This is a genomic window from Luteibacter sp. W1I16, assembly GCF_050434905.1.
Lineage (GTDB): Bacteria > Pseudomonadota > Gammaproteobacteria > Xanthomonadales > Rhodanobacteraceae > Luteibacter.
In genome coordinates this window covers 3,625,322-3,648,839 of sequence record NZ_JBNDJJ010000001.1, presented here as the reverse complement: position 1 = coordinate 3,648,839, position 23,518 = coordinate 3,625,322, and the positions used below count along the sequence as shown (strand labels likewise).

Below are 23,518 nucleotides of genomic sequence, written 5' to 3'. Positions count from 1 at the left end.
TCCAGAATCAAGGCTCACTGCCTTCAGTCGTCGTCGGCGTCTTCCGCATCGGCGTGGGTAAGAACACGTACTGTGGCGGCGGCGAAGCCGCGACGCAAGAGGAATTGCGCCCTCCGTGCCCGCTCGGCAGGGTCAGGGGATGGCTTGCCATAGCGTCGGCGAAGCTGATTCGCTGCCAGATCGTGCCAATCGACGTCCGCCTTCTCGATCAATTCGCGGATGCGGGCATCGGCGATTCCCTGGCTACGCAGTTCCGCCCTGATGCGGGCGGGCCCGTATCCCTGACCGACCCGGCTACGCACGAGAGAGCCGGCGAAACGGTCGTCGTCCTGGTAACCCTGGTCGCCCAGTCGTTCCAGCGCGGCTGCGGACTCGTCACGTTCGAAACCGCCGCGCTCGAGCTTCTGCTTGAGTTCGCGGCGGGAGTGCTCGCGCCGGGCCAACAGCCCAAGCGCCTTGTCATATGCGGCGCGGGTGGGGCGGCCGTTCTTGCCGCCGCCCTCCCCCGCCTCTTTATCAGACTTCCTCAAGCTCGTCGGCCTCGGTCGAGGCTTCGGCCTTCGGGCCCGCCTTGACCAGCAGGCGGGCGCGCAACTCAGCGTCCACTTCATTGGCGATGGCGGGGTTGTCGCGAAGGAACTGGCGCACGTTTTCCTTGCCCTGGCCGATGCGGTCGCCCTTGTAGCTGTACCAGGCGCCGGACTTGTCGATCAGGTTCTCCCGAACACCCAGTTCGATGATCTCGCCTTCGCGTGACGTACCTTCGCCGTAGAGGATCTCGAATTCAGCTTGGCGGAACGGCGGCGCCACCTTGTTCTTCACGACCTTGACGCGCGTCTCGGAACCGATGACTTCCTCGCCCTTCTTCACCGCGCCAATGCGGCGGATGTCCAGGCGAACCGAGGCATAGAACTTCAACGCGTTACCACCGGTGGTGGTTTCCGGGCTCCCGAACATCACGCCGATCTTCATGCGGATCTGGTTGATGAAGATGACGAGGCAATTGGTCTTCTTGATGTTGGCCGTGAGCTTGCGCAAGGCCTGGCTCATCAGGCGGGCGTGCAGGCCGACGTGGGAGTCGCCCATCTCGCCTTCGATTTCGGCTTTCGGCGTCAGGGCGGCCACGGAATCGACCACCACCATGTCCACGGCACCGGAACGCACCAGCATATCGGCGATTTCGAGCGCCTGTTCACCGGTATCCGGCTGGCTGACCAGCAGGTCCGCCACGTTCACGCCCAACTTTTCGGCGTAGCTGGGGTCGAGAGCGTGCTCGGCGTCGACGAACGCCGCCGTGCCACCCGCGCGCTGGCAGGACGCGATGGCCTGCAGGGTGAGCGTCGTCTTGCCCGAGGATTCCGGACCATAGATCTCGACGACGCGGCCACGCGGGAGGCCGCCGATGCCCAGGGCGATGTCCAGGCCGAGCGAACCGGTCGACACCGTGTCGATCTGGTCGTCGACGCGGTCGCCAAGACGCATCACGGCACCCTTGCCGAACTGCTTTTCAATCTGGCCGAGGGCACTCGCCAGCGCCTTGCGCTTATTGTCGTCCATCGTGGTTTCCAGTCTCTTGTGTAGGTGAGTATCTTGCCCGACCGTGGTCTCAGGGACTGCGATCCGCAATCGCCAAGTTTGCCATAGGCGGCCTGGTTCAGCCCTTTAGTTCGTCGGTCATTCCAACAAGCGCGGCGGCCACCGTCTGTCGCCGGACCGCCTCGCGATCCCCGTCGAAATGGTAGAGCCTGGCGTGAGCGTAGCCCCCGCGCCGCTTCCAGCCGATCCATACCGTTCCGACGGGCTTTTCCGGCGTGCCACCGGAGGGGCCCGCGATGCCTGTGACCGCCACGGCTACACCCGCGCCATACCGGGCCAGCGCCCCCGAGACCATCTCGAGCACCGTCTCTTCGCTCACGGCACCGGTCCGCTCAAGGGTGCGGGGATTGACGCCAAGGAGAGCCTCCTTGGCGCTATAGCTATAGCTGACGACACCGGCCTCGAACCAGGCCGAACTCCCTGCCAGATCGGTCAACGTCTTCGCTATCCAACCGCCGGTACACGATTCGGCGGTGGCGACCATCACCCGCCGCTCCAGCGCGGCGGCAGCGACATCCTGCGCGAGCGCCATGAGCTCGGCGTCTGAGGGAATGACTGCGGAATCCATTGGGGGTCCTATCGCTAAAGGGAGAGGTTCTACTACCGACGATTCGCGGTGTCGACGTGTGGATCGTCAGAAAACTGTTTTTTTGAGAATTATTCTATTGTCTCGATTGAAATACGTTTCTACCATGCACGACTGCATTGACAATTGGATGCTCATAAATTTGCCGTTCCCCTGCTGGAAGGACCGCCACAGGCCGCACGGCAAGGGATATTCATAAGACGCGCACATTGGCAACCGGGCGGTCTCCGCCATCCGTTTGCCTGGTCCTTCTAAACCATCCGACGCGGCATTCGCGGGCGCGCCCGCATGGCGGTATAGACGGATGCCGACAACGCACCCTGACACTCATCCACTGACGTGACGCTTGCCGTTCAGTCAGCATTTCACATACGCCCGCCGCGCCGCCGGTGCCCCCATTCGACCGGCTCCTCCAAGCTCTTGGATTAAAGAGGATGTCGCACGGCTGACACGACTGAATGACAACTTATGGCGCAGCCAGAAGGACGCTTAATGGTTACAACCGCAACCTTCACGAGACATGCACGAATCCGGCAGTTACGTGACGCAACGCGCGCGTACGGAGCGAACCCGTCAATACTTTGGCGCGTTTCAGGCATATTACATGCCCAGAATGTGTGACAAGAGTCCCAAAAACATGCACATCCACCACTAGTCAGGAATTTGTCGTTGCGTTATCTTTACATCGCGGACAGGGGTCCGCATCAGGGGTGGGGAATACACGGTCAGTAAGGCGCAACTCTGAGTAGGCGATCATCGCATCGCCACTCAAGCGCATGACCATTCTTCGCTGGCACGTTATGCAAGGGCGCCTACGCGCTCCTACAGGATGTTGTATGGATGATTTGCATGTCGCTCGGAGCCGGTTGGCTCAAGGCTCCAGCTACTGTCAGGGGCGTCACCTCCGCCAGCGCATTCCGCGCGGCGGTACATCGACTGATCCAGGGGCAGGAGGGCTACCTCGCCTGCCGCGCCGCCCTGCGCCCTTCATAACGATGTAAACGCTTTCCGGCTTCGCACGCGGCGACAAGCCGAGCGAAGCGCTGCCGACGTTTTCTCTTTGGTCATCTGATGAATACGAGCCACGCGTGAATAGAACCCTGCCCCCTGCCCTTTCCATCTGCCTTGTCTCCGCATTCGCCATGCTGCTTTCCGCTTGTGGCACCCCAGCCGCCAAGGATTTCGGGGGACGTTGGAAACCGGTGAACCGGTTTGAGGACAAGACCACTGAGATTCCACTCGCCGTCCCGTACACCTATTACGCCGCGCCCATGGACGGGACGTTGAAGACGATGTTGACGCGGTGGACGAGCGACACGGGAATGAAACTGCAATACAAGCTTCGTTCGGACTTCACGTTGACGAAAGCCGCGGCTGCCATCCACACCTCGGAACTACGTGATGCGGCCTCTCAGATCAGCACGATCTACGGCCCGCAAGGTGTAGCCGTCATGGTCAACGGTCCAGACCTCATCGTTGAGGAAGTCAACGCCATCACTACGCCGCAACCAGCTTCGAAACCTGTGACAGCCGCCCCGAAACCCGCAAACACACCCGCGCCGCCTGCTCCCTCCGAGCAAGCCGACACCACCGCGGAAACGAAGTAGCCGGCCGCGTAAGCAACAACGAACAGGCAGCCAGTCACAATGCTGAAGAAAAAGAATTCGCCGAAGATCGACGAGACGGTCGCGCGGAGCGTCAACTTCGAGGTAACCATCGCCGATATCGCTCGACGGAACGAAAAACGGGCGTGGATAGTGGCTACCTGCTCTCTTGTGGTTTCCCTGTGCCTCATCGGTGGCTACTTCTACATTCTCCCGTTGAAGGAGAAGGTGCCCTACCTGGTGCTCGCGGATCCATATTCAGGGACCAGTTCGCTCGCTCGCCTGACGGACGACGTCGTCAATCGGCAAGTCACCACCAGCGAAGCGGTAAACCGTAGCAACATTGCTCACTTCGTGCTCGCCCGGGAGTCCTACGACCTGGCACTCACGAACATGCGCGACTGGCCCACGGTGATGACCATGGCTGCGCCAAATGTATCGGGCCCATACCGGAGCTTGCACTCGCCAGGCAACGAATACAGCCCATATAAGCTGTACGGAACGAACAAGGCCATCAGGGTCAAGATCCTTAGCATCGTACTTATCGGCGGTGGTATCAACGCGACTCCGAAGGGTGCCACGGTGCGCTTTCAGCGCAGCGTGTATGACAAAGCCAACGGGGGCACCACTCCACTCGACAGCAAGATCGCGACGATGGAATTCGTATACAAGCCAAACCTCCGCATGGACGACCAAAGCCGAATCGAGAATCCGCTAGGCTTTCAGGTCACCAGTTACCGCGTCGACAATGACTACGGAAATTCGGTGCCTGCGGAAGTTCCGCAGCCTGCTGCCGCCGGCGTTGCGCCTGCTGCTGCCGCGCCGGCGGCTCTCGAACAGTCGATGGATCCCGACGACATGCCCACCCCAGCCGCGACATTACAGCCCGGCCAGGCGAACCCCGTGCCACTCGCACAGGACACACTCCAGAGCGGAGCCCTCCCACCTTCGCCTCTCCCAAACGCCCCCGTATATCCCGCGGCCGCGCCTGGCGCTTCCGTGACTCCCACCGCGACCGCTCCGGCGGTCCGCTCCACTCCACGAAGCGCCGCCAATGGAGGGCGCCGTTGATGAATCCATCCAGCAAGCTGAGCCTGCGAAGTGCCGTAGGGGCCGCAGCCCTTTGCCTTGGTCATTTCGCTTTCGCAGAAAATTCGCAAATGCTTCCGCCGGCGTCCAATCCGACCGCATCACCCGCCCTCACCACCTATGAGTATTCCGCAGACGGCATCTATCAGGTGCGGACCGGACTGGGAATCACCACGCAAATCGAGTTGAGTCCGAGCGAAAAGATCCTCGACTACAGCACGGGCTTCAGTAGCGGTTGGGACCTCACTCGGCGCGACAACGTTTTCTACGTGAAGCCGAAGAATGTCGACGTGGATACGAACATGATGATTCGTACAGCCACTCATTCGTATATCTTCGAGCTCAAGGTAGTCGCCACCGACTGGAAGACGCTGGACCAGGCTCGCCGTGCAGGCGTGCAGTACAAGATCGTCTTCAACTATCCCGCCGACACGAGTTTCATGGCGGAAACGAAGAAGGTCGAGGCTGCGCCCATGCTCGACACGGAGCTCGTAAAGGGACGCGATTACAACTTCGACTATGACTATTCGAAGACGGGACGAACAGCCATCTGGCTGGTCCCGACCAACGTGTACGACGACGGTCGCTTCACTTATATAAAGATGCCTGACCTCAAGCAGTTCCCAACGGGTAACTTCCCGACGGTGTACATGCGTGAGAAAGAACATGGAGAGGACTCGGTGGTCAATACGACCGTGGAGGGCAATACCCTCGTTGTCCACGGCACGTACCCTTACCTGGTTATTCGTCACGACAACAACGTCGTGGGTCTGCGAAGGAACACAAAGAAGTGAGCCCGAACACGCCACATCACCCCGAAGACGAGTCTGGCCGCGGCAACACGTCGCCCCAGGACAATGCCGCCGATCAACGCGACCCGCTGGCGGGAAATCCGTACGTCTCGCAGACTCGCCACGCGCAGCCTGACCTCGACAGCGGCGCGCCCCAACTCACCACCAGCGACATGCGCCGAATGAATCGACGTGCGCTGGGATTGCTTGCCAGCATTGCCTTGCTACTGGTGGTCATCGCCGTTTGGGCGTTCGGAGGCCTGGGCGGCGAAAAGCAGAAACCCAAGCAACGCGAGGAAACAGTGACCGTTCCGGAAGCGCCGATGGCGCCCACGCCGGCACCACCACCCGTATTGCCGCCGCCGCGTCAGCCGGAACCGATCCCCCTCGCCACTCAGCTTCCACGCGAACCCGTTCGCGAGGCAAACGAGGCCGAACGCCCGCGTGGTCCTACCTTGCTCGAACGCCGCATCGCTGCGGCAAGCCAAGGCACCACCGGTGTCGCCAACGGCATTACTGGTGGAGGGCCTGGCGGCACAGGCAATCCCATGCAGGGGTACATGATGCCGGATCCCAATGGCGGCGTTCCTCAGGCCGCTCCGCGGATGAGCAATAACAACAATCTCGCTTATACCGCGGGCGCGCTGCCTGATGTGTCAAGTGCTGCACCGCTCACGCACCCCGATACCTTGATGTTGCGCGGCACGTTCATTCGTTGCGTGCTCGAAACCCGCATCATTACGGATATCCCTGGATTCACATCCTGCGTCGTTACCGAACCGGTTTACTCGTTCACCGGGAAGCGCCTGCTCCTACCTAAAGGGTCCAAGGTGCTCGGCAAGTACGATATGGAACCCGATGGACCGCGCGTCGCGGTGATCTGGGATCGCATCGTCACGCCGACTGGAATCGACGTGAATATGGCGAGCCCCGGTATCGACACGCTTGGCGGTGCGGGACATCCGGGCCATTACAATGCCCACTGGGGTAGCCGAATCGGCGCCGCCTTGCTGATCAGTCTTCTCAGCGATGCATTCAAGTACGAAGCTGCGGAGCACGGCCCCCGGACGACCACCATCAGCAACGGCGTCGTCACGCAGACCCCGTTCGAGAGCAATACCGCCGCTACGATTCAGCAGCTTGCGAACCAGGCAGTCCGGCGCGCGTCAAACCGGCCTGCAACCGTCACTATCAATCAAGGAACCGTTCTCGCCATCTATGTCGCCAAAGACGTGGATTTCGCGGGCGTGGTCGCACGGTATTGAGAACGGCATGAGCGAAAGCGCACTCGCTGCCGTCAGCACGGATTTTCTCGACTACCAGTACGAGGTGCTGGGAGTCAGGGATTTCCTGGCCGCGCAGGATGTCACGGAGATCTGCATCAACCGCCCCGGAGAGCTCTATCTCGAGCGCCGAGGGGGTTGGCAGCGCGTGGAAGTTCCTTCGTTGACGTTCGAGCGCGCCCGTCAGTTCTGCACTGCCGTGGTCAACGAGAGCAACACGGGCCAGCGGATCACGGACACCGACCCGGTGGTATCGCTGACATTCCCGACGGGGCAACGCGCCCAGTTTGTCATTCCACCGGCCTGCGAAGCCGGCCGGGTGTCCATCACGATCCGACTTCCTTCAAAACAAACCCGCACGTTGGAACAGTATCGCGAAGATGGCTTCTTCGATGAGATTCTCGAAGGTGCCAACACGATATCGCAGACAGATAAGGAATTGCTCGAACTGCGTGGAGAGCGACGTTACGCGGACTTCTTTCGTCATGCCGTGCTCAACAAGAAGAATATCGTCGTCGCCGGTGCCACCGGCAGCGGCAAAACCACCTTCATGAAGTCGCTGGTAAATCACATCCCGGCCGACGAGCGCCTTGTGACGATCGAGGATGCCCGGGAACTGTTCATCGACCAGCCGAACGTAGTTCACCTGCTCTATTCCAAGGGCGGGCAAAGCGCAGCCAACGTTACCGCCAAAAGCTGCATGGAGGCCTGCCTTCGCATGAAACCCGACCGCATTATTCTTGCGGAGCTACGAGGCGACGAGTCGTTCTATTTCATCCGAAACTGTGCATCCGGCCACCCCGGGTCGATCACAAGCTGCCACGCAGGCAGTGTCGAGCAGACCTGGGATCAGCTGGCGCTGATGGTGAAGGCCTCCACCGAAGGTGCTGGACTCGAGTTTTCAACGATCAAGCGTCTTTTGATGCTGACCATCGACATCGTCGTACATATCAAGGCACATGCTGGCAGGCGATATATCACGGGCATCGATTTCAATCCGGCTCGCGCGCTGGGCGCGGACGGGGGATAGAGCGATCAACCACTGGGTCATTAGACAGGAGTTGTAAGGTGCTACCAGGACTGGAAATGATGAGCTGCCAAAACCTCGCCGTCCCGGCTGAGGTGATGCAACACGTCGTCAACGTAGAGTCGAGCCGTAACCCATACGCCATTGGCGTGGTGGGCGGTCAACTTGTGCGCCAGCCTCAAAACCTGCCCGAGGCAGTCGCCACTGTTCGGATGCTCGAGGAACGGGGCTACAACTACTCGCTTGGTATTGCACAGGTAAACCGCGCCAACTTCGGAAAGTACGGTCTCGATACGTACGAAAAGGCGTTCGCATACTGTCCCAACCTCGTGGCTGGATCTCGGATCCTCGCACAGTGCTATGCCAGCGCAGGCAAAGATTGGGGCAAGGCTTTCAGCTGCTATTACTCCGGAAATTTCACGACCGGGTACCAGGACGGTTACGTCCAGCGGGTGTTCGACTCCATGGCGCGCAGTGGGACGTTCGCCGGTGCGAAACCCATACCGCTGACCGGCACGGCTCCTACCAGGGTGGCCAGCGTCGGCAAAGGGATCGAGGGAGTCACCCCCGATAGCCCGTTGTACCGCGTAGCGATGCGGAGTGTTCTTGATTCCGCGACATCCGCGGCTATCTCACCGGCGCTCGCCGCCGCTACCGGCATGCCGAATGGTTCCGGCCAGACCATGCAGGACTTACAGGACATGCAGGAAGGCAATACCGGCCTTTCAATCCCCGGTTCCGTGCCGATCACCAATCCGGCTCTGGTCAATACCCCGGACCCTGCGCCTGGCCCGATTCCCACCGATCCGGCGACGGCCGCACTGATGAAACAAATCGGTGCCCAGTTACCGCAGAACACACAACTCCAACCTGGACAAATCCGCACGGACCCGGGAACAGCCGCCGTCATGTCTCAGATCGGTATATCCGCCTCTTCGCCCGCTGGGAACGAAGCCGAACCCGCGTCTTTCAACGACGTGTTCGTTCCTCGGGTTCGCGGTCCTAACGATCCCGTGCCAGGTGCGGCACCTCAACCGCCACAGGCGCCATCGCGACCCGCGGTAGACAACGCCGATCTACGTAACGGAGGCTCGGACGATGCCTTCGTGTTCTGACTCGAGGCAGATGCCGGATGGAATGCCGGCCGCCCTCGCACCGCTGGCCGCGCGGAACGTGGCCATTTCAGCACAGGCGGATAGGTCAGGCCGCCTCATTCGATTCAAACCGTAACGAAGGAACCCAACGATGTCCCTGTCTACCCTCAGCACCACCATCGCCAAGTCGAAGCATCCGCTCCTCCATACGGTTGCGCTGTTTGCCGTGATTGCCCTATTCGTGATGCCTGAACTCGCGTTTGCCCAGGATACGAAAGACAAGGTCTGCGGCTTCTTTACGAGCATCAAGGGCATCCTGAATGCGGCCTCGATCGTTGTCGTGACCGTGGCGGTCATCTTCTCCGGGTACCAGATCGCGTTCGCCCATAAGCGGATTTCCGACGTTACGCCCGCGCTCATCGGCGGTGTACTGATCGGCGCCGCTGCACAGATCGCCAAGACCGTCGTCGGCGACGACACCACCGATACCAATCAATGCCAGGGCCCGGGCACCAGCGGCGTAAGCATGATCATGAACGTCATGCAGGTAGCGATGCATTTCCTGCACTTCCATGCATAAGAACGTACTGTTCCGCGGCTGCACTCGCCCACCCATGTTCATGGGTGTGCCCTACGTGCCCTTCTTCATGGGCGCCGGATCGTGCCTGCTGCTGGCCATGTACTTCAATTACTGGTTCCTGCTTCTCATCCCGGTCGTCATCTTCATCATGCGGATGATGGCGAAGCGCGACGAAATGATTTTTCGTCTGCTTGGACTGCGTTTTCAGTTCAAGACCCGGATCAGGAACGTGCAGGAGCACGGCGGCATGTGGGTATTCACGCCCAACAGCTACCGCGATCCCGCCAAGGACAAACGGAAGAAATAGGAATCCGCCCTGGCAGTTCATGCCAGGGCCTTTTGAGCTCCTAACGGTATAGCAAACATGTTTACGCCCGACGCGCCTATATCCTCCCACATCACGCTCTCGAGCCATGTCTCACCCACGGTCGTGAAAACGACTGGAGGTGACTTCATGCTCGTGTGGCGACTGGCGGGCCTTCCGTTCGTCGGCCGGGAAGAATGGGAAATCGAGCATCGCCACAACACCTTCAACAGAATGCTGCAGACGTTGAGGGCACCGGACTATCCGAACGTCGCATTCTGGGTGCACGACATCCGGCGGCGCCGTCCTATCCGTGACGGATCCAAATTCAGCCAGGCTTTCAATCAGGCCCTGTCGGATGCGTACTACGCGTCGCTATCCGGTCAGAAGCTCATGCAGAACGAGCTCTACCTGACGATGATCTACCGCCCGGTCGTCGAGGGAAAGCGGTGGATCGAAAAGAGCGCCAATATCGAGCGGCTCGAGCAGGAACAAGCCCAGGCGATAGGCACCATACTGGAGCTCGCAGGTAACGTCGAAGCCGTTTTGAAGGACTACGCACCGTATCGACTGGGCCTTTACGAGGCACCCAACGGCATTGTCTTTTCCGAAATCCTCGAGCTCTACGGTTACATCCTCAATCGCCTGGACGAGCCCGTTCCTTCGCTGAGCGCACCTATCTACGATTATCTACCCGTCAGTCGCCAGCGTTTCTCGGCAAAGACCGGTGACTTCGTCCTTACCACGCCCGACGGCCAGAACCACTTCGGCGCCATTCTGAATGTCAAGGAGTACGTGGAAAGTACCTATCCGGGCATCCTGAACGGCCTTAAGTACCTCGACTTCGAATACGTCATCACGCACTCCTTCTCTCCCATGGGGAGACAGAACGCGCTTTCGGCGCTCGAGCGTACGAAAGGAATGATGATCTCGTCCGGTGACAAGGCCGTCAGCCAGATCATCGAATTGGACCACGCGATGGATCAGCTCGCCTCGGGCAACTTCGTCCTGGGCGAGTACCACTTCTCGATAGCCATCTATGCGGCGAGCCAGGAACTGCTATCTCAGCAGATCGCGTCCACCCGGGCCGAACTATCCAATGCCGGCTTCGTCTCCGTGAAAGAAGACCTGGCCGTCACTGCGGCTTTCTATGCACAGTTTCCCGGTAACTGGAAGTACCGCACGCGCCTGGCCAACGTCAGTTCGTTGAATTTCCTCGGCCTTTCTCCGCTGCACAACTTCGCCACGGGCAAGAAGGAAAACAACCCGTGGGGCAACTGTGTCACCACCTTGCAGACCACGAACGGACAGCCTTACTACTTCAACTTCCACGCCACACATCCCGCGGAAAATTCCCTGGGTGAGAAGGCGATCGCCAACACGATGGTCATCGGCAAGTCCGGCACCGGCAAAACAGCACTGATCAACTTCCTGCTCAGCCAGGTACAGAAGCTCGATCCGTCGCCTACCATCTTCTTCTTCGACAAGGATCGCGGTGCTGAAATTTTCGTTCGTGCCTGCGGCGGCAATTACCTAGCCCTCGAAAATGGCAAACCGACCGGCTTCAATCCTTTCCATTGTGAGCGCACGGAAGAGAACGTGCAGTTCCTCGCGGATCTCATCAAGGTACTCATTGGCAAGAGCGTGTACAGCTCCCGTGAGGAAGAAGACGTCTTCCGCGCAGTGGAAAACATGCTCGACACCCCGATGCACCTGCGCAACATGACGAATTTCCAGAAGAGCCTGCCGAACCTGGGCGATGATGGCCTCTTCATTCGTATGCGTAAGTGGACCGCCGGCAACTCGCTCGGATGGGTCTTCGACAACCCTAAAGATACGATCGACCTCAAGAAGGCCAACATCATCGGCTTCGACTATACGGACATCATCGACAACGCCGAAGTCCGCGCCCCCGTCATCAACTACCTCCTCCACAGGCTGGAAGATCTTATCGATGGCCGGCGCCTCATTTATGTGATGGATGAGTTCTGGAAAATCCTCGACGGCAAGGGCGGTCTGAAGGAATTCGCGAAGAACAAGCAAAAGACCATCCGAAAGCAGAACGGCATGGGCATCTTCGCGACCCAAAGTCCCGAAGATGCCTTGGCAAGCGACATCTCTGCCGCGTTGATCGAGCAAACGGCGACGATGATTCTCCTTCCCAATCCCAATGCCAGCAGGGAAGACTACGTCGACGGCCTGAAGCTTACCGATGCCGAGTACCAGGTCGTCGTCAGCCTTGACGAAAGGTCACGCTGCTTCCTTGTCAAGCAAGGCCACGCATCCGCTGTTTGCCAGTTGAATCTTCGCGGACTCGATGATGCCTTGTCCGTTATTTCCGCGTCCACAGACAACATCGAGATCATGCACGAGATCATTAAGGCACGCGCCGAAAGTGAGGGCGTATCTCCTGACGATCTGAGGCCTGAGCAATGGCTGGAAACGTTCTATGAAAATCGGAAAGGTAGCGGCAAAGGCAGGCCCTCGCCGCGCCCCACTCCGTCGTCGTCGAAGCGCGTCGCTTAATTCCCACTTATTGATTCAGGACAGGAAGACGCCATGAGCATCAAGACTCCTTTGAAGACCCTGCACCACAATTTTCTCAAAGTGACGGCAGCAGCGGCGCTCACGCTTGCCTGCGGCACCCATACCGAACCGGCCCGGGCAGGTGTCCCGGTGATCGATTACACCGCCATCGTCAACGCTCTCCAGAACTATTGGGAACAGTACGGTCGTTGGATCGATACGGCACAGCATTATCAGCAGGTCCTCGATCATTATACGAAGCAAGCCGCGTTCTGGGAGACGCAGCTCAACAAACTTCAGCACCTCAACTTCACGCTTTTCAAACTCAAGCACCAGTTCACGGAAGTAGCTGAGGACTTTGGCGTTGAAGTCGAGTGCCCGGGCCGGGTTGCCTCCGGCGGACTCGCTGGCGTCCTCGACTCCGCACTGGACAAGCTTCTTCCGGACATGAATGGCGATGTCATTGAGCAACAACAAAAAATATGCGCCCTCATCGTCCAGGCAAAAAACATCAAGTACAACGACACGGTCCGCTACCTTAACTATGTGGCGGAGAAAGGCACTGAGATGGAAAACGTTCAGACCAGCCTGATTGGTAAGATCGGGGAATCCGAGGGTAATACGACTGCCTTCGCTGCGCAGCTGACGGAGTTCGGCCAGACGCTGAGCACGGCCCGGGCTCAGTGGGAGTCGAACCAGAAACAGGCGGATGCACAGATCGACATGCTCCTCACCATGCAGGCGAACCTTTCCCGGCGAGCGATGAACGGCTCACCCAGTGTCCTCGGCACCGTCGTCGATGCCGCGGCCCTGAAAGCCGCATTCAACTGATCCAGCCACACGGACGGCACGGATTCGTTACATACAACTGCGCTAGCCACGGCTTGCGCGACACAGGGACAAAGGCAACATGCCAAACATTACTGGTTATATTTATTTTCGGCTGGTCTACGATTACCTCAACACGCAGATCAGCGAGTTCGGCATGGACCTGATGGGCCGCATGATGTCGTGGGCGAGCGCGATTGCACTGGTTCTGGTGACGATCTGGATCCTCCTTCAGGGGTATCGCATCCTGACCGGACAATCCCGGGAACCTCTCATGGCTACCGTACTCAACATGGGACGTATCGTGGTCATCGTTGGAGCCGCGACCACGATGGCTGTAGCTGGCACAGGACTTCACCACTTCCTGACCGTCGACCTGGACAAGGAGGTCCATGAACTCTTCACCGGTGACGGCAACAATACAACCGCCGAATCGATCGACCGCAACCTTGCCTGGACTCAGCTGGCATTGAGCACGATCAATTCGGTACAAGTCGTTCCCACCGATGCGGAAATGCTCGCAAGCAAAGAACGGGCGTCGTGGATAGCAACCTTCGGATCGGCCAGCCCTCCGATGGCGGCCGGCGTGATGCTGCTCCTCTACCAATTCGCCATGGCGCTCTTTATCGGCCTTGGCCCACTCTTCATCCTCTGCCTGATCTTCGACCAGACAAAGTCGCTATTCCAACGCTGGCTCATGTACGGCATCGGTACCGTATTCTCGATGGCCCTCCTCAGCGTGGTGTGCAGCATCGTGCTCACGCTCACCATCAAGATCAGCGAGGCCATGTGGGGCGCGAAGATCGTCAACAAACTATTGGGCAGCAGCAGTGAAGGCTTGAACAGCATCGCCATGCAACAAGGCGGCATCGGCCTGTTGCTGACGGCCCTGATAGTTTCCGTGCCGCCCATGGCCGCCATGTTCTTCCAGGGCACCCTGGGCAATTTCCTGACGTACTCTGCGTTTGGCGGGGCGGGGAGCAGCATAGGCCCCAATGGGCAACCGCCTGGGTCATGGGCGGGGCATAAGCTTGCTGGGGGCGATAGTCAGTATTCAATTTCTAGAGGCGATAATGAGCGTCCGGGAAACTTTACACCGCGTTTCGCAACGGGATCAGGGCCAACTCAACAGTCGGACGAAGTGAAAAACTCCGTTCATAGGACTTGAAATTAGTCATGCGAGCATACGTAAAGATCGCCCTATTAGCTGCGCTTTCCCGCACCGCTCTCGCCTATGCAGAGGGGGGGTGTCCCCCGGGGCAAGTTCCTCAGCAAGGCAACGGATGGCGTTCATGTATCCCAGTAAATGGGGCATCGCAACAGCAGGGTCCCTCCGATAATTTTGTCGGCCCGCAGTGGACTGCTCGGTGGATTTCGGTAGCAGTCGATACCGATAAGGCCATACTCGGTAAATCAGCAGAAAGCAGGACAGAAGCCGAAGCAGAGAATTCAGCGGTGCGCGATTGTGCTTCCCAAGGCGGCCTAACGTGTCATGCAATTGTCACAGCAAAGAACGGCTGCGTTGCGATGGTGGTCGGAAACAACCGTCTCACAACAGCGGGCGACCCGATCCAAAGAAAAGCCGAGGCCAAAGCGATTGACTCATGCAAGAGCAGTCCCGACACCAATTGCACGGTCTATTACTCAGCATGCGTACAACCGGTCCCGGAGTAGGGAGTGAAGTTGTATGTCTCCCGGATGCATCCATGCGAGAATGACAGGAATCGTAAACTTGCATGTTCTCATTGCACTACTGACCACGACTTTCTCACCTCCTGCGACGTTCGCGGAAGGGGCTGTCCTTCCGGCCAGTATTCTCGGCGAGGGAACGGATGGAGTCCTGTGTGCCGATGGGAAACTCCGCGCAACCTGGTGGCGCCAACGATACTTTCGTTGGACCGACAGCGGTCGCGAGCTGGGCGTCCGTAAGCATAGATACCGATAAGGGAGTGCTCGGCGAATCCGCTGATAGTCGCACGAGCGCCGATGCTGAAAGTAGTGCGATGAATGCTTGCGTTGCCAAAGGCGGAACAAGTTGCCATATCGTCGTGACCGCGAAGAACGGATGTATCGCAATGGCGGTGAGTAGTGACATCTTGGCGACCGCATCCGGGCCTACGACAGGGACTGCCAACTCGGCTGCGATTGCGAAGTACAAGAAATGGAAGGATCCGGATTGCCAGATCATTTACTCAAGATGCGTACAAGCCGTCTATCAGGGATTTAGTTGACTGCCTGAGTTAACAAGAATCCATCGTCCAAAGCGCTCCATTCTCCTAACAAGCGGGTCAGCCCTACACCAGTGCGAAGCAAAGAAATATTCATGAGGTTCGCCATGCTCTCTATGTTGTCATGTGGCACTGCGGCCGCCGAAGGCGGCTGCCCCGCTGGCCAACTTCCTCAACGGGGACAAGGGTGGCAGAGTTGCGTTCCTATTCCCAATCAAAATACCGGCCGGGGGCGCAGGGCCGAACCCCGCTGGGAAGATCGCTGGCAAGCAATTGCTACGGATACAAGCAAAGGTATTCTCGGAACGTCCGTTGACAAGGCAAACATGATGGACGCCGAGAGTTCCGCGATCCGTGACTGTGCAGGTAAAGGTGGCACCCAATGCGCGGTCGCCATTTCTTACGGCAATGGATGCGTCGCTATGGTTGTGGGCACCAAGTTGCTGACTACGGGATCTGGACCGACCAAGCTCACTGCTGAAAACAATGCTACCGAAACGTGCACCAAGAATGACAATGCTTGCACTGTCTACTATTCAGCTTGCAGTTTACCGTCGCAGGTCAAATAGTGATTTCCCTTCATAAACTAAATCCAATCCATGGTACTTTTCTAGCGTTTGTGCTTGTTCTGTCGCTTTCCTCCGCGGCCAGCGCAGAAGGAGGCTGCCCCCCTGGCCAGTATCCTCAACAGGGCCAGGGCTGGCGGACATGTATCCCGATGGCAACACCGAACGGCCAAGGGACCGATGACGTATTTCGTGGACCAAGGAAGGAAGCCAGATGGCTCGTGCTCGTGGTCGATTCGGGCAAGGCGATTCTTGGCAAGGGCATCAACGGCGTATCTGAATCGGACGCTACACAGACAGCCATGATCGATTGTAAAGGCCAGGGAGGGGCTACCTGTCATGTCATTGCATCTGTAAAGAATCAATGTGCAGCGATGATCGTAGGCAAAAAAATGCTTGTCACCTCAGATGGGCCATCGCAGCGGCAAGCAGAGTCAAATGGAAAGAAGAAGTGTGAAGATGCCCCCGACACGGACTGCCAAGTCTATTTTTCTGCATGCGTCTTTCCCGCAATAGCAGACTGATGGGCCTGCCAGCGAAGCGACGCAGGATCGGCTATCGGATGAAGGAATGAGATCTCTACAATGGAAGTCGAATTAACCATGCGACCTTGCTCGAAAGCGATGCTTACTGTCATGGCGTTGGCCCCTTCATTTGCGATTGCAGAAGGTGGATGTCCGCCAGGACAAGTGCCTCAGGAAGGGAGCGGATGGATATCTTGCGTACCTATCGGAAATTCTATGCAACCTGGCGGCACGAATGACACTTTCATTGGGCCGACTGCGGTTGCGAGCTGGGCATCCTTGAGTGCGGATACCGACAAGGGAGTGCTTGGCGAATCTGCGGATAGCCGAACAAGGGTAGAGGCGGAAAACAGCGCACTGGCTACCTGTATGGCCAAGGGCGGAAAGACCTGTCATATCATCGTGACAGCGAAGAATGGATGTATCGCAATGGCGCTTAGCAGCGACATCTTTGCAACGGCATCCGGCCCCACTACAGGAACTGCCAAATCGGCTGCGATCGCGAGTTGCAAGAAGGGGAAAGATCCAAACTGCCAAATCATGTATTCGAAATGCGTACAGCCCGTGTATCAATGACCCATCAGGTACCCGTAGTGAGATCAGCCGCGTCCTGACCGACCAATTGCAATATTGACTTACGCAGGTGGTTCCATGAGATACCGCATTCACACTGCTGCCATCGCAGTCGGACTGTTCGCCATCTCGGCGGCAAACGCCCAATCCTCCAATCCCTATGCCAAGCCCCACCCTGCCCAGACCGCCACGGCGCAAGACAAAGGAAGCCAGATGGACGACATCAAATCGTTTGCCACTGCTGGCACAAGGATCCTCGATTCGCAAACTGGCGACCTGACTGGAACTGGCCAACCCGGTGTGCTGTTGATACTCGAGCCGACGCCCACCGGTAACGAGAAGCTGGGCGAAGGTCCCAGGCGCGATGTTGTATTGCTTACGCGCGATGCTTCTGGCCATCTGCAAAAGGCGGCGTCGAACGCCTTGGTTGTTCCTTGCGGCACCTGCGGGGGCACAGCAGGCGACCCTTATGGCTACGCTCGTATTACCCACGGCGCGTTCACCATCGCCAATGGCGGCGGCAGCCGTGAACGCTGGTCAGACGAATATACCTTCACCTATGCCGCGGACAAGAAGGACTGGTTCGCCACGAAGGTGAAGCGCTCCGTATCCGACATCGATACTGGCAAGCAGAAGCACATCGACCTGAAGGCGAAGGAACTGGGTGTCGTATCGTTCAAGGATTTCGATCCATCAAAGCTGCCAGAGGTCACTCTGCCTTAATTGCATCAACCCCGTCCGGATCGGCGGGTTATAAGGTACGCAGGAGGCGATGCCGAGCGTAAGTCAAACAGGAGTTACACATGACGATTGATCGTGAAACACAGATGTTGGCGGACGCTACAGCCGCCGGCATCACATCCCCAAGGGAACTGGCCAATTTCATGGCCCAGGTCACCCATGAATCGAATGGCCTCAACCGCCTGGAAGAAAGCTTCCGCTATACCCGAAACATCTCGCAGATCCCGGTGCAATCGGCGTGGCGTGAAGGCCCCGAGGCGCTCGAGTCCGCCCGGGTGCAGGCCCTGCAGGGCCACCCGGAGCGCTTGGCCGAACTCATGTACGGTGGGCGCAACGGCAACGACCAACCGGGAGATGGCTGGCGTTACCACGGACGGGGCTACATCCAACTCACGGGCAAGGATAATTACCGCGCCGCCGGCGAGGCGCTCGATCTCGACCTGGTCGGTCATCCCGAACTCGCAGCCGAACCGCAGAACGCGTCGCGCATCGCCGTCTGGTATTGGGAGAACCGGGTACCGGAGGCCGCTCGTGAAAACGTGCGCGCAGCGACCCTTGCGGTCAACGGCAAGTACAACGGCCTGGAAGATCGCGAAGCCCGCTTCGAGGACTGGCAGCGTCGCCTGACACCCGAAGTGATGCAGCGCCTCGGCGAAGGTACCGTCGGTTATCCTTCGCCCTCGCCCAGGCATGCCGATCCAGAGCAGCGGGCAATGAAGGAAGGGATGCACGGGGAAGATGTGCGCGCGCTCCAGGCAAATCTCGCCCGCCTCGGCTACACCGATAACCGTCATCAGCCCCTGCATACCGACGGACACCTTGGCCCGGTAACACGGTCCGCGCTCGAAGCTTATCAACGCGACCACCAACTGGTGGTGGACGGGGTTGCCGGGCCGAAGACGTTGGCAGCCATCGAACAACAGATCCATGCGGAAGCTACGCGACAGGCGACGCCTGTCATCCGGTTGGACAACCCGGCCCATCCCGATCACGCGCTTTACGAACAGGCCCGCACAGCCGTGCATCGTCTGGATGCCCAGCATCAGCGAACGCCGGATCAACAGAGCGATAACCTCGCTGCCTCGTTGACAGTCGCTGCGAAACGGGAAGGCCTGACGTCAATTGACAATGTCGTGTTGAGCGAGGATGCCAGCCGCGCATACGCCGTGGCCGGTGACATGAATTCTCCGCACAAGCGCATCGCCGAGGTTCCGACGGCGCAAGCCGTCAATACGCCGGTCGCACAGAGCGCGGAAGCATTGGCCAAGTCCCTGCCCGCCGACCCCACGAACGAGCAATCCCAAAGGCAAGCCGGCCCCCAGCCACATTCTTCGCAGCCTACGTTCGGCGTGTGACCCGGAGAGCCATATGACTACGTATGCTCGGCAGGTCCGGACTTACCCCCATTGCAGATCCGACTTCAGCTGCGAGAAGGTGCCTGCCCTCGTGTTTCAAACTTTCACTCGGTGTCTCAGGCACCTGGTGATCCCTTTTTTGCGCGATTCGTCCCTAGCGCACCTCCCCGCATGAACCCTCTGGGCCTCATGCGACGGATCGTGCAGGTCACCGTCCCTGGCCTGTTTCTTTCACTTACAGCATGTGGTGGAAACATGGAAGCACCGAAGATAGAGATTAATCACGAAGCGAAGGAACAATACGAGGTTCTCCTTCATATTGAAGGAGTCGCTGGACCATTCGATCTAGTCGAAGCACAGGTCAACTACAGCATAGAGAACGAGGACTGCGTTCCGCCGGCGCCTTTCTCAGGTGCCAGGGACATTCCGAGAAAAGTACTACCACTCTCACTTCAGAAAGTAGCCGTCGATACCTACAAAGGTATTGTCGCAATTGACGCAATAAAGGACGCAAACTACTTCGGTCAGGGCATCTGCCGTTGGAAATTGATAGCTGTGAGCGTGGATCTAAGGAGACGAAACACCACATTTCACGCAGCGGTGTTTCATGACGACCTGATGAGCGAGAGGGGTTCCGTCAGCTACTTTCCTGGTGAGGCCTACCGGCGAAACGAGATCACTCGTCTTGTGTCCGGAGCTATGGACATCAAGGAACTTGAGACTCCTAACGATGCGTTCTCGTTACGCATCGGCACAAAGGAGATTCGCAAGTGACTCTCCGACCGCTGGATTATGCGCTGATCGCCAAAGACAGCTATGTGACAGAGCGACAAACTTCCGAGGTTGAACTTGGAGGGATTTCTTACACGATCATCGACCGAGCAGAAGACACCGCCTCTGGCTTTCAGGCCGTCGCGTATAGAAAAATTGGTACGCCAGATATCGTCATTGCGTACCGAGGAACGGAAATCGATAGAGAACCGATCCGGGATGGATTGGTTGACGTGGGAATGGTTCTCGGCGGATTCAACGCCCAACAAGCCGACGCGGAGCGATTTACTCGTCGAATACTCGAAAGAGCCAAGGAAGACTCGATCGGAAGGCGGCTACCTTACGAAGTGACAGTGACTGGTCACTCGCTCGGCGGGACACTTGCGGAGATCAATGGCGCACGTTTCGGACTACATGGCCAGACCTTCAACGCCTACGGTGCGGCCGGTCTGTATCGAGACGTTCCAGAAGGCGGACACAGCGTCATCAATCATGTTCGCGCGGGAGATCCGGTCAGCGCCGCGAGTCGCCATTTCGGCGAGGTTCGAGTTTACGCAAACGCCAAAGACGTCGAAGCATTCACCAAGTCTGGTTATACCAGCGAACATTTCGACATCTTTAGAACCGTCAAGGCGCTAGACCCTGGTGCGCACGGAGTAGAAAATTTTGCCCCGCCCGGCGACCGACCAGTTACCTCGATCATCTCTCCGGAAGGAGAGAAATTGTATCGAGATAACAGGGATATCATCGACCGATACCGCGCAGATGTCTTCGAGATTCGAAAACACGCCTCGGTCATCTGGGAAACCCGCGACATGGTTATCGACGGGATGCTAGCTGCCGGTCACACCGCAGCGGACCAGGCCAAGCACGGCGCGCAGCTTATTGGAACGGGGGCGCGCCATGCCGCGTCGGACGCGGTAGATGTCATGCGCGCGGCCGGACTGGTCGCGGAACCAGCGGCGACGACGTTGTGGGGATCGAAATACGGTTCATCGGAACTCGAGAAAATGGTAAACCCGCCGCAACTAAACGACGCCGCGCATCCTGATCACCTATTGTTCGAGCAAGCGCGCCAAGCCGTTTATCAGCTGGATACGAAGCACGGCCGAGCGCCAGACACGCTGAGTGAAAACCTGGCCGCCTCGCTAACCGTCGCGGCGCGACGCGAGGGCATGAGCCGTATCGACCACGTAGCCCTGAGCGAAGACGCCCAACGGGCCTACGCCGTACAGGGCGAGTTGAATTCACCGTTCAAGAAGGTCGCCGATATTTCCACCGAGATTGGCATTTCCACGTCGGTCAAGGAAAACACATCCGCGCTCCATGACCTGACGGTGCGACAACCATCCGTTCAAGAGGTGCCTTCGCAAGCACTTTCCCTGCAGCAACAAAATCACACGCCGGCCGGACCGGCCATGAGCAGGTAGGCCGATGAGATCAACGACCGCTCTATTCGCCACGCTCCTCCCCCTGACTTCCGCCGCATACGGTGCCACGATGAACAAGCCCGATATCAAGTTCAACCCCCATCCGCGGATGCGCTACGAAATCACCGTCAAGGTGGATGGGGCGCCCGGCCCGTTCGATCGCGTCGAGGGAGTGGTGGACTACCGAGTGACCAACGAAGCATGCGTGCCGCTGACGCCGGTTACCGGAGCCACCGTGGCGCCCGAGAAACGCGTACCTATCACTCTTACGCCAGCCGGAAACAACGTCTACAAGGGTGAAGTGTTCGCCGACCTTCTCCAGGACGAAGATTACTACGGCAAGGGAGTCTGTCATTGGGCGGTGGTCGCGGCGAGCGCGAACCTTTTTGTGAAACAGGTCGATTTCAGCGCGCCGCTCTTCCGCGACGAACTCTTCAAGGGCAAGCCCGTCACTCGCTATTACTCGAATCGCTCCTATGCGACGACGCACCTGGATCGTGTGGACGTCGGCGAGACGGATCGCGCGCAATACCAGGATGAGGCCAACGCCACGTTCTCCATCACCGTCCATGCCGAGGAGAAGCATCCATGAGCCTCTCATCCACGGACTACGCCTTACTCGCCCAGGATTCGTACCACGATCCGGTCCTCAACAAGCCGAAAGAACTCGGTGGCATTGCCTATGAGGCCATCGATGTTGCGAGCAATCCGCTCACGGGATTTCAGGCCACGGCATATCGCCGGATGGATACGGGTGAAATCGTCATCGCGTATCGTGGTACGGAGTTCGATCGCGAGCCGGTGCAGGATGGCGGAGTGGATGTGGGCATGGTTCTCACCGGCCTGAACCTGCAGCGTTCCGATTCAGAAGCGTTCACGGAGCGCGTGCTCGAACGTGCGAAGTTGGAAGCCGATCTGCATCACCGTCCGATGCAGGTCACGGTTACCGGTCATTCCCTTGGCGGCACCCTCGCCGAGTTGAACGCATCTAAATATGGTTTGAAAGGCGAGACCTTTAACGCCTATGGGGCCGCCGGTTTGCGAGAAGGGGTGCCTGAGGGCGGAACACAGGTCATCGATCACGTACGGGCCGGCGATCTGGTCAGCGCGGCGAGCCCACATTTCGGCGAGGTCAGGATCTATGCCGCGCAGAAAGATATCGATACCCTGACGCACGCCGGTTATCGCGACGACAGTGGCATCCTGAGCCCCCGTAATCCGATCAAGGCGACGGATTTCGACGCGCACGCCATCGACAATTTCGTGCCAGATAGCAAACTTCTCGGTCAGTCGATCATCGCCCCCGAGAATCAGGCCCGCTATCGCGCGCACGAGGGCATGGTCGACCGGTATCGCAATGACGTAAGAGATATTCGTCTGGGCCTGTCGGCTTCCTGGGAAATTCCCAAGGCCATCGGGGAGTTCAAGGATGCCGTCGAACATCGGGTTGCAGAGGCGGTCGAACACGGTGCCCGAGCCATCGAGAAGGGTGTCACCCAGGTGGTCCACGAAGCGCGGGAGGGCCTCGACCATCTGAAGCAGGGTGCGCAGCACCTGGGCAACGGTATCGCCGACGGATGGAACACCCTCACCCATCCCGGGTCATGGTTCGAACACGATAAGCCTTCCGTGCCGTTGGACCACGTCGCCCATCCGGACCACGGGCTGTTCAAGCAGGCCCGCGAAGCAGTTCATCAACTCGATCGGGCGCATTCCCGCACCCCGGACGTCACGAGCGACAACGTCGCCGGAAAACTTGTCGTATCCGCCCGCAAGGACGGGCTCGATCGTATCGATCGTGCCGTTCTCAGCGACGACACGTTACGCATCTACGGCGTTCAGGGTGACCTGAACTCGCCCTTGAAGAAGTTGACCGAGGTGCAGACCCAACAGGCTGCGCAGACGTCGGTAGCTGAAAGCAGCGTTGAATGGAAGCAAGTTGCAGCACGCGCCCAGGAACAGGCGCAAGCGGCAGTCCAGCAGACGACCCAGGAAAGGACGCGGCCAGCACCTGGCCCGTGA

At 58.7% G+C, this 23,518-nt stretch carries 23 protein-coding genes and 2 pseudogenes; 22 read left to right on the top strand and 3 right to left on the bottom strand.

Translation table 11 applies throughout. The features are described 5' to 3' along the window. Positions 1-23 precede the first annotated feature (23 nt). From QFZ41_RS16010 to QFZ41_RS16000, 3 genes are all read right to left on the bottom strand, one after another. Positions 24-530 (bottom strand): regulatory protein RecX, encoded by a 507-nt coding sequence (locus QFZ41_RS16010; RefSeq protein WP_429199654.1) that lies wholly within the window; start codon positions 528-530, stop codon positions 24-26. Further along, on the bottom strand, positions 517-1,557 hold the full coding sequence (gene recA / locus QFZ41_RS16005) for a recombinase RecA (RefSeq protein WP_371023277.1): 1,041 nt from the start codon (positions 1,555-1,557) through the stop codon (positions 517-519). Before recA ends, QFZ41_RS16010 begins: the two co-directional genes overlap by 14 nt. A gap of 97 nt (positions 1,558-1,654) precedes the next feature. Continuing rightward, on the bottom strand, positions 1,655-2,164 hold the full coding sequence (locus tag QFZ41_RS16000) for a CinA family protein (RefSeq protein ID WP_429199653.1): 510 nt from the start codon (positions 2,162-2,164) through the stop codon (positions 1,655-1,657). 1,160 nt (positions 2,165-3,324) lie between these two features. Here QFZ41_RS16000 and QFZ41_RS15995 point away from each other — a divergent pair. The 22 genes and pseudogenes from QFZ41_RS15995 to QFZ41_RS15890 all read left to right on the top strand — a co-directional run. Then, a pseudogene (locus QFZ41_RS15995) lies at positions 3,325-3,669 on the top strand (hypothetical protein); the annotation flags it as partial. Between the two features lie 159 nt (positions 3,670-3,828). Further along, positions 3,829-4,857, top strand: a complete 1,029-nt coding sequence (locus tag QFZ41_RS15990; protein ID WP_429199652.1) for a VirB8/TrbF family protein — start codon at positions 3,829-3,831, stop codon at positions 4,855-4,857. Positions 4,858-4,946: 89 nt separating this feature from the next. Continuing rightward, a complete protein-coding gene (locus QFZ41_RS15985; RefSeq protein ID WP_429200266.1) occupies positions 4,947-5,669 on the top strand; it encodes a TrbG/VirB9 family P-type conjugative transfer protein in 723 nt (240 codons plus the stop codon). Then, positions 5,666-6,931: a TrbI/VirB10 family protein gene (locus QFZ41_RS15980; protein ID WP_429199651.1), complete on the top strand. Its 1,266-nt coding sequence runs from the start codon at positions 5,666-5,668 to the stop codon at positions 6,929-6,931. Before QFZ41_RS15985 ends, QFZ41_RS15980 begins: the two co-directional genes overlap by 4 nt. A gap of 7 nt (positions 6,932-6,938) precedes the next feature. After that, positions 6,939-7,979 carry a P-type DNA transfer ATPase VirB11 gene (virB11, locus tag QFZ41_RS15975; protein WP_429199650.1) on the top strand — a complete coding sequence of 347 codons (1,041 nt, stop codon included), beginning with the start codon at positions 6,939-6,941 and terminating at the stop codon, positions 7,977-7,979. Positions 7,980-8,017: 38 nt separating this feature from the next. Then, positions 8,018-8,518, top strand: a pseudogene (locus QFZ41_RS15970) (lytic transglycosylase domain-containing protein); the annotation flags it as partial. A gap of 703 nt (positions 8,519-9,221) precedes the next feature. Then, positions 9,222-9,650, top strand: coding sequence for a TrbC/VirB2 family protein (locus QFZ41_RS15965; protein ID WP_429199649.1), 429 nt, complete (start codon positions 9,222-9,224; stop codon positions 9,648-9,650). Beyond that, positions 9,643-9,957 carry a type IV secretion system protein VirB3 gene (locus QFZ41_RS15960; protein WP_429199648.1) on the top strand — a complete coding sequence of 105 codons (315 nt, stop codon included), beginning with the start codon at positions 9,643-9,645 and terminating at the stop codon, positions 9,955-9,957. The genes QFZ41_RS15965 and QFZ41_RS15960 overlap by 8 nt, the downstream gene beginning before the upstream one ends. A 57-nt stretch (positions 9,958-10,014) precedes the next feature. Beyond that, the gene (locus tag QFZ41_RS15955) at positions 10,015-12,480 is read left to right on the top strand and encodes a VirB4 family type IV secretion/conjugal transfer ATPase (RefSeq protein WP_429199647.1); all 2,466 of its coding nucleotides are present in this window, start codon (positions 10,015-10,017) and stop codon (positions 12,478-12,480) included. A gap of 33 nt (positions 12,481-12,513) precedes the next feature. Continuing rightward, entirely contained in the window at positions 12,514-13,311 is a 798-nt protein-coding gene (locus QFZ41_RS15950; RefSeq protein ID WP_429199646.1) for a hypothetical protein, read from the top strand. A gap of 79 nt (positions 13,312-13,390) precedes the next feature. Then, positions 13,391-14,476 (top strand): type IV secretion system protein, encoded by a 1,086-nt coding sequence (locus QFZ41_RS15945; RefSeq protein WP_429199645.1) that lies wholly within the window; start codon positions 13,391-13,393, stop codon positions 14,474-14,476. A gap of 8 nt (positions 14,477-14,484) precedes the next feature. Continuing rightward, on the top strand, positions 14,485-14,982 hold the full coding sequence (locus QFZ41_RS15940) for a DUF4189 domain-containing protein (protein ID WP_429199644.1): 498 nt from the start codon (positions 14,485-14,487) through the stop codon (positions 14,980-14,982). A gap of 158 nt (positions 14,983-15,140) precedes the next feature. Next, positions 15,141-15,539 carry a DUF4189 domain-containing protein gene (locus tag QFZ41_RS15935; RefSeq protein ID WP_429199643.1) on the top strand — a complete coding sequence of 133 codons (399 nt, stop codon included), beginning with the start codon at positions 15,141-15,143 and terminating at the stop codon, positions 15,537-15,539. 92 nt (positions 15,540-15,631) lie between these two features. Continuing rightward, the gene (locus tag QFZ41_RS15930) at positions 15,632-16,105 is read left to right on the top strand and encodes a DUF4189 domain-containing protein (RefSeq protein WP_429199642.1); all 474 of its coding nucleotides are present in this window, start codon (positions 15,632-15,634) and stop codon (positions 16,103-16,105) included. 218 nt (positions 16,106-16,323) lie between these two features. Beyond that, positions 16,324-16,626 (top strand): DUF4189 domain-containing protein, encoded by a 303-nt coding sequence (locus QFZ41_RS15925; RefSeq protein ID WP_429199641.1) that lies wholly within the window; start codon positions 16,324-16,326, stop codon positions 16,624-16,626. Positions 16,627-16,686: 60 nt separating this feature from the next. Further along, the gene (locus QFZ41_RS15920; protein ID WP_429199640.1) at positions 16,687-17,202 is read left to right on the top strand and encodes a DUF4189 domain-containing protein; all 516 of its coding nucleotides are present in this window, start codon (positions 16,687-16,689) and stop codon (positions 17,200-17,202) included. Between the two features lie 75 nt (positions 17,203-17,277). Next, positions 17,278-17,922, top strand: a complete 645-nt coding sequence (locus QFZ41_RS15915) for a hypothetical protein (protein ID WP_429199639.1) — start codon at positions 17,278-17,280, stop codon at positions 17,920-17,922. Positions 17,923-18,002: 80 nt separating this feature from the next. Next, a complete protein-coding gene (locus QFZ41_RS15910; protein ID WP_429199638.1) occupies positions 18,003-19,295 on the top strand; it encodes an XVIPCD domain-containing protein in 1,293 nt (430 codons plus the stop codon). Positions 19,296-19,466: 171 nt separating this feature from the next. Further along, a complete protein-coding gene (locus QFZ41_RS15905) occupies positions 19,467-20,069 on the top strand; it encodes a hypothetical protein (protein ID WP_429199637.1) in 603 nt (200 codons plus the stop codon). Next, a complete protein-coding gene (locus QFZ41_RS15900) occupies positions 20,066-21,496 on the top strand; it encodes an XVIPCD domain-containing protein (protein WP_429199636.1) in 1,431 nt (476 codons plus the stop codon). The genes QFZ41_RS15905 and QFZ41_RS15900 overlap by 4 nt, the downstream gene beginning before the upstream one ends. A gap of 70 nt (positions 21,497-21,566) precedes the next feature. Continuing rightward, the gene (locus QFZ41_RS15895) at positions 21,567-22,088 is read left to right on the top strand and encodes a hypothetical protein (RefSeq protein WP_429199635.1); all 522 of its coding nucleotides are present in this window, start codon (positions 21,567-21,569) and stop codon (positions 22,086-22,088) included. After that, positions 22,085-23,518 carry an XVIPCD domain-containing protein gene (locus tag QFZ41_RS15890; protein WP_429199634.1) on the top strand — a complete coding sequence of 478 codons (1,434 nt, stop codon included), beginning with the start codon at positions 22,085-22,087 and terminating at the stop codon, positions 23,516-23,518. Before QFZ41_RS15895 ends, QFZ41_RS15890 begins: the two co-directional genes overlap by 4 nt.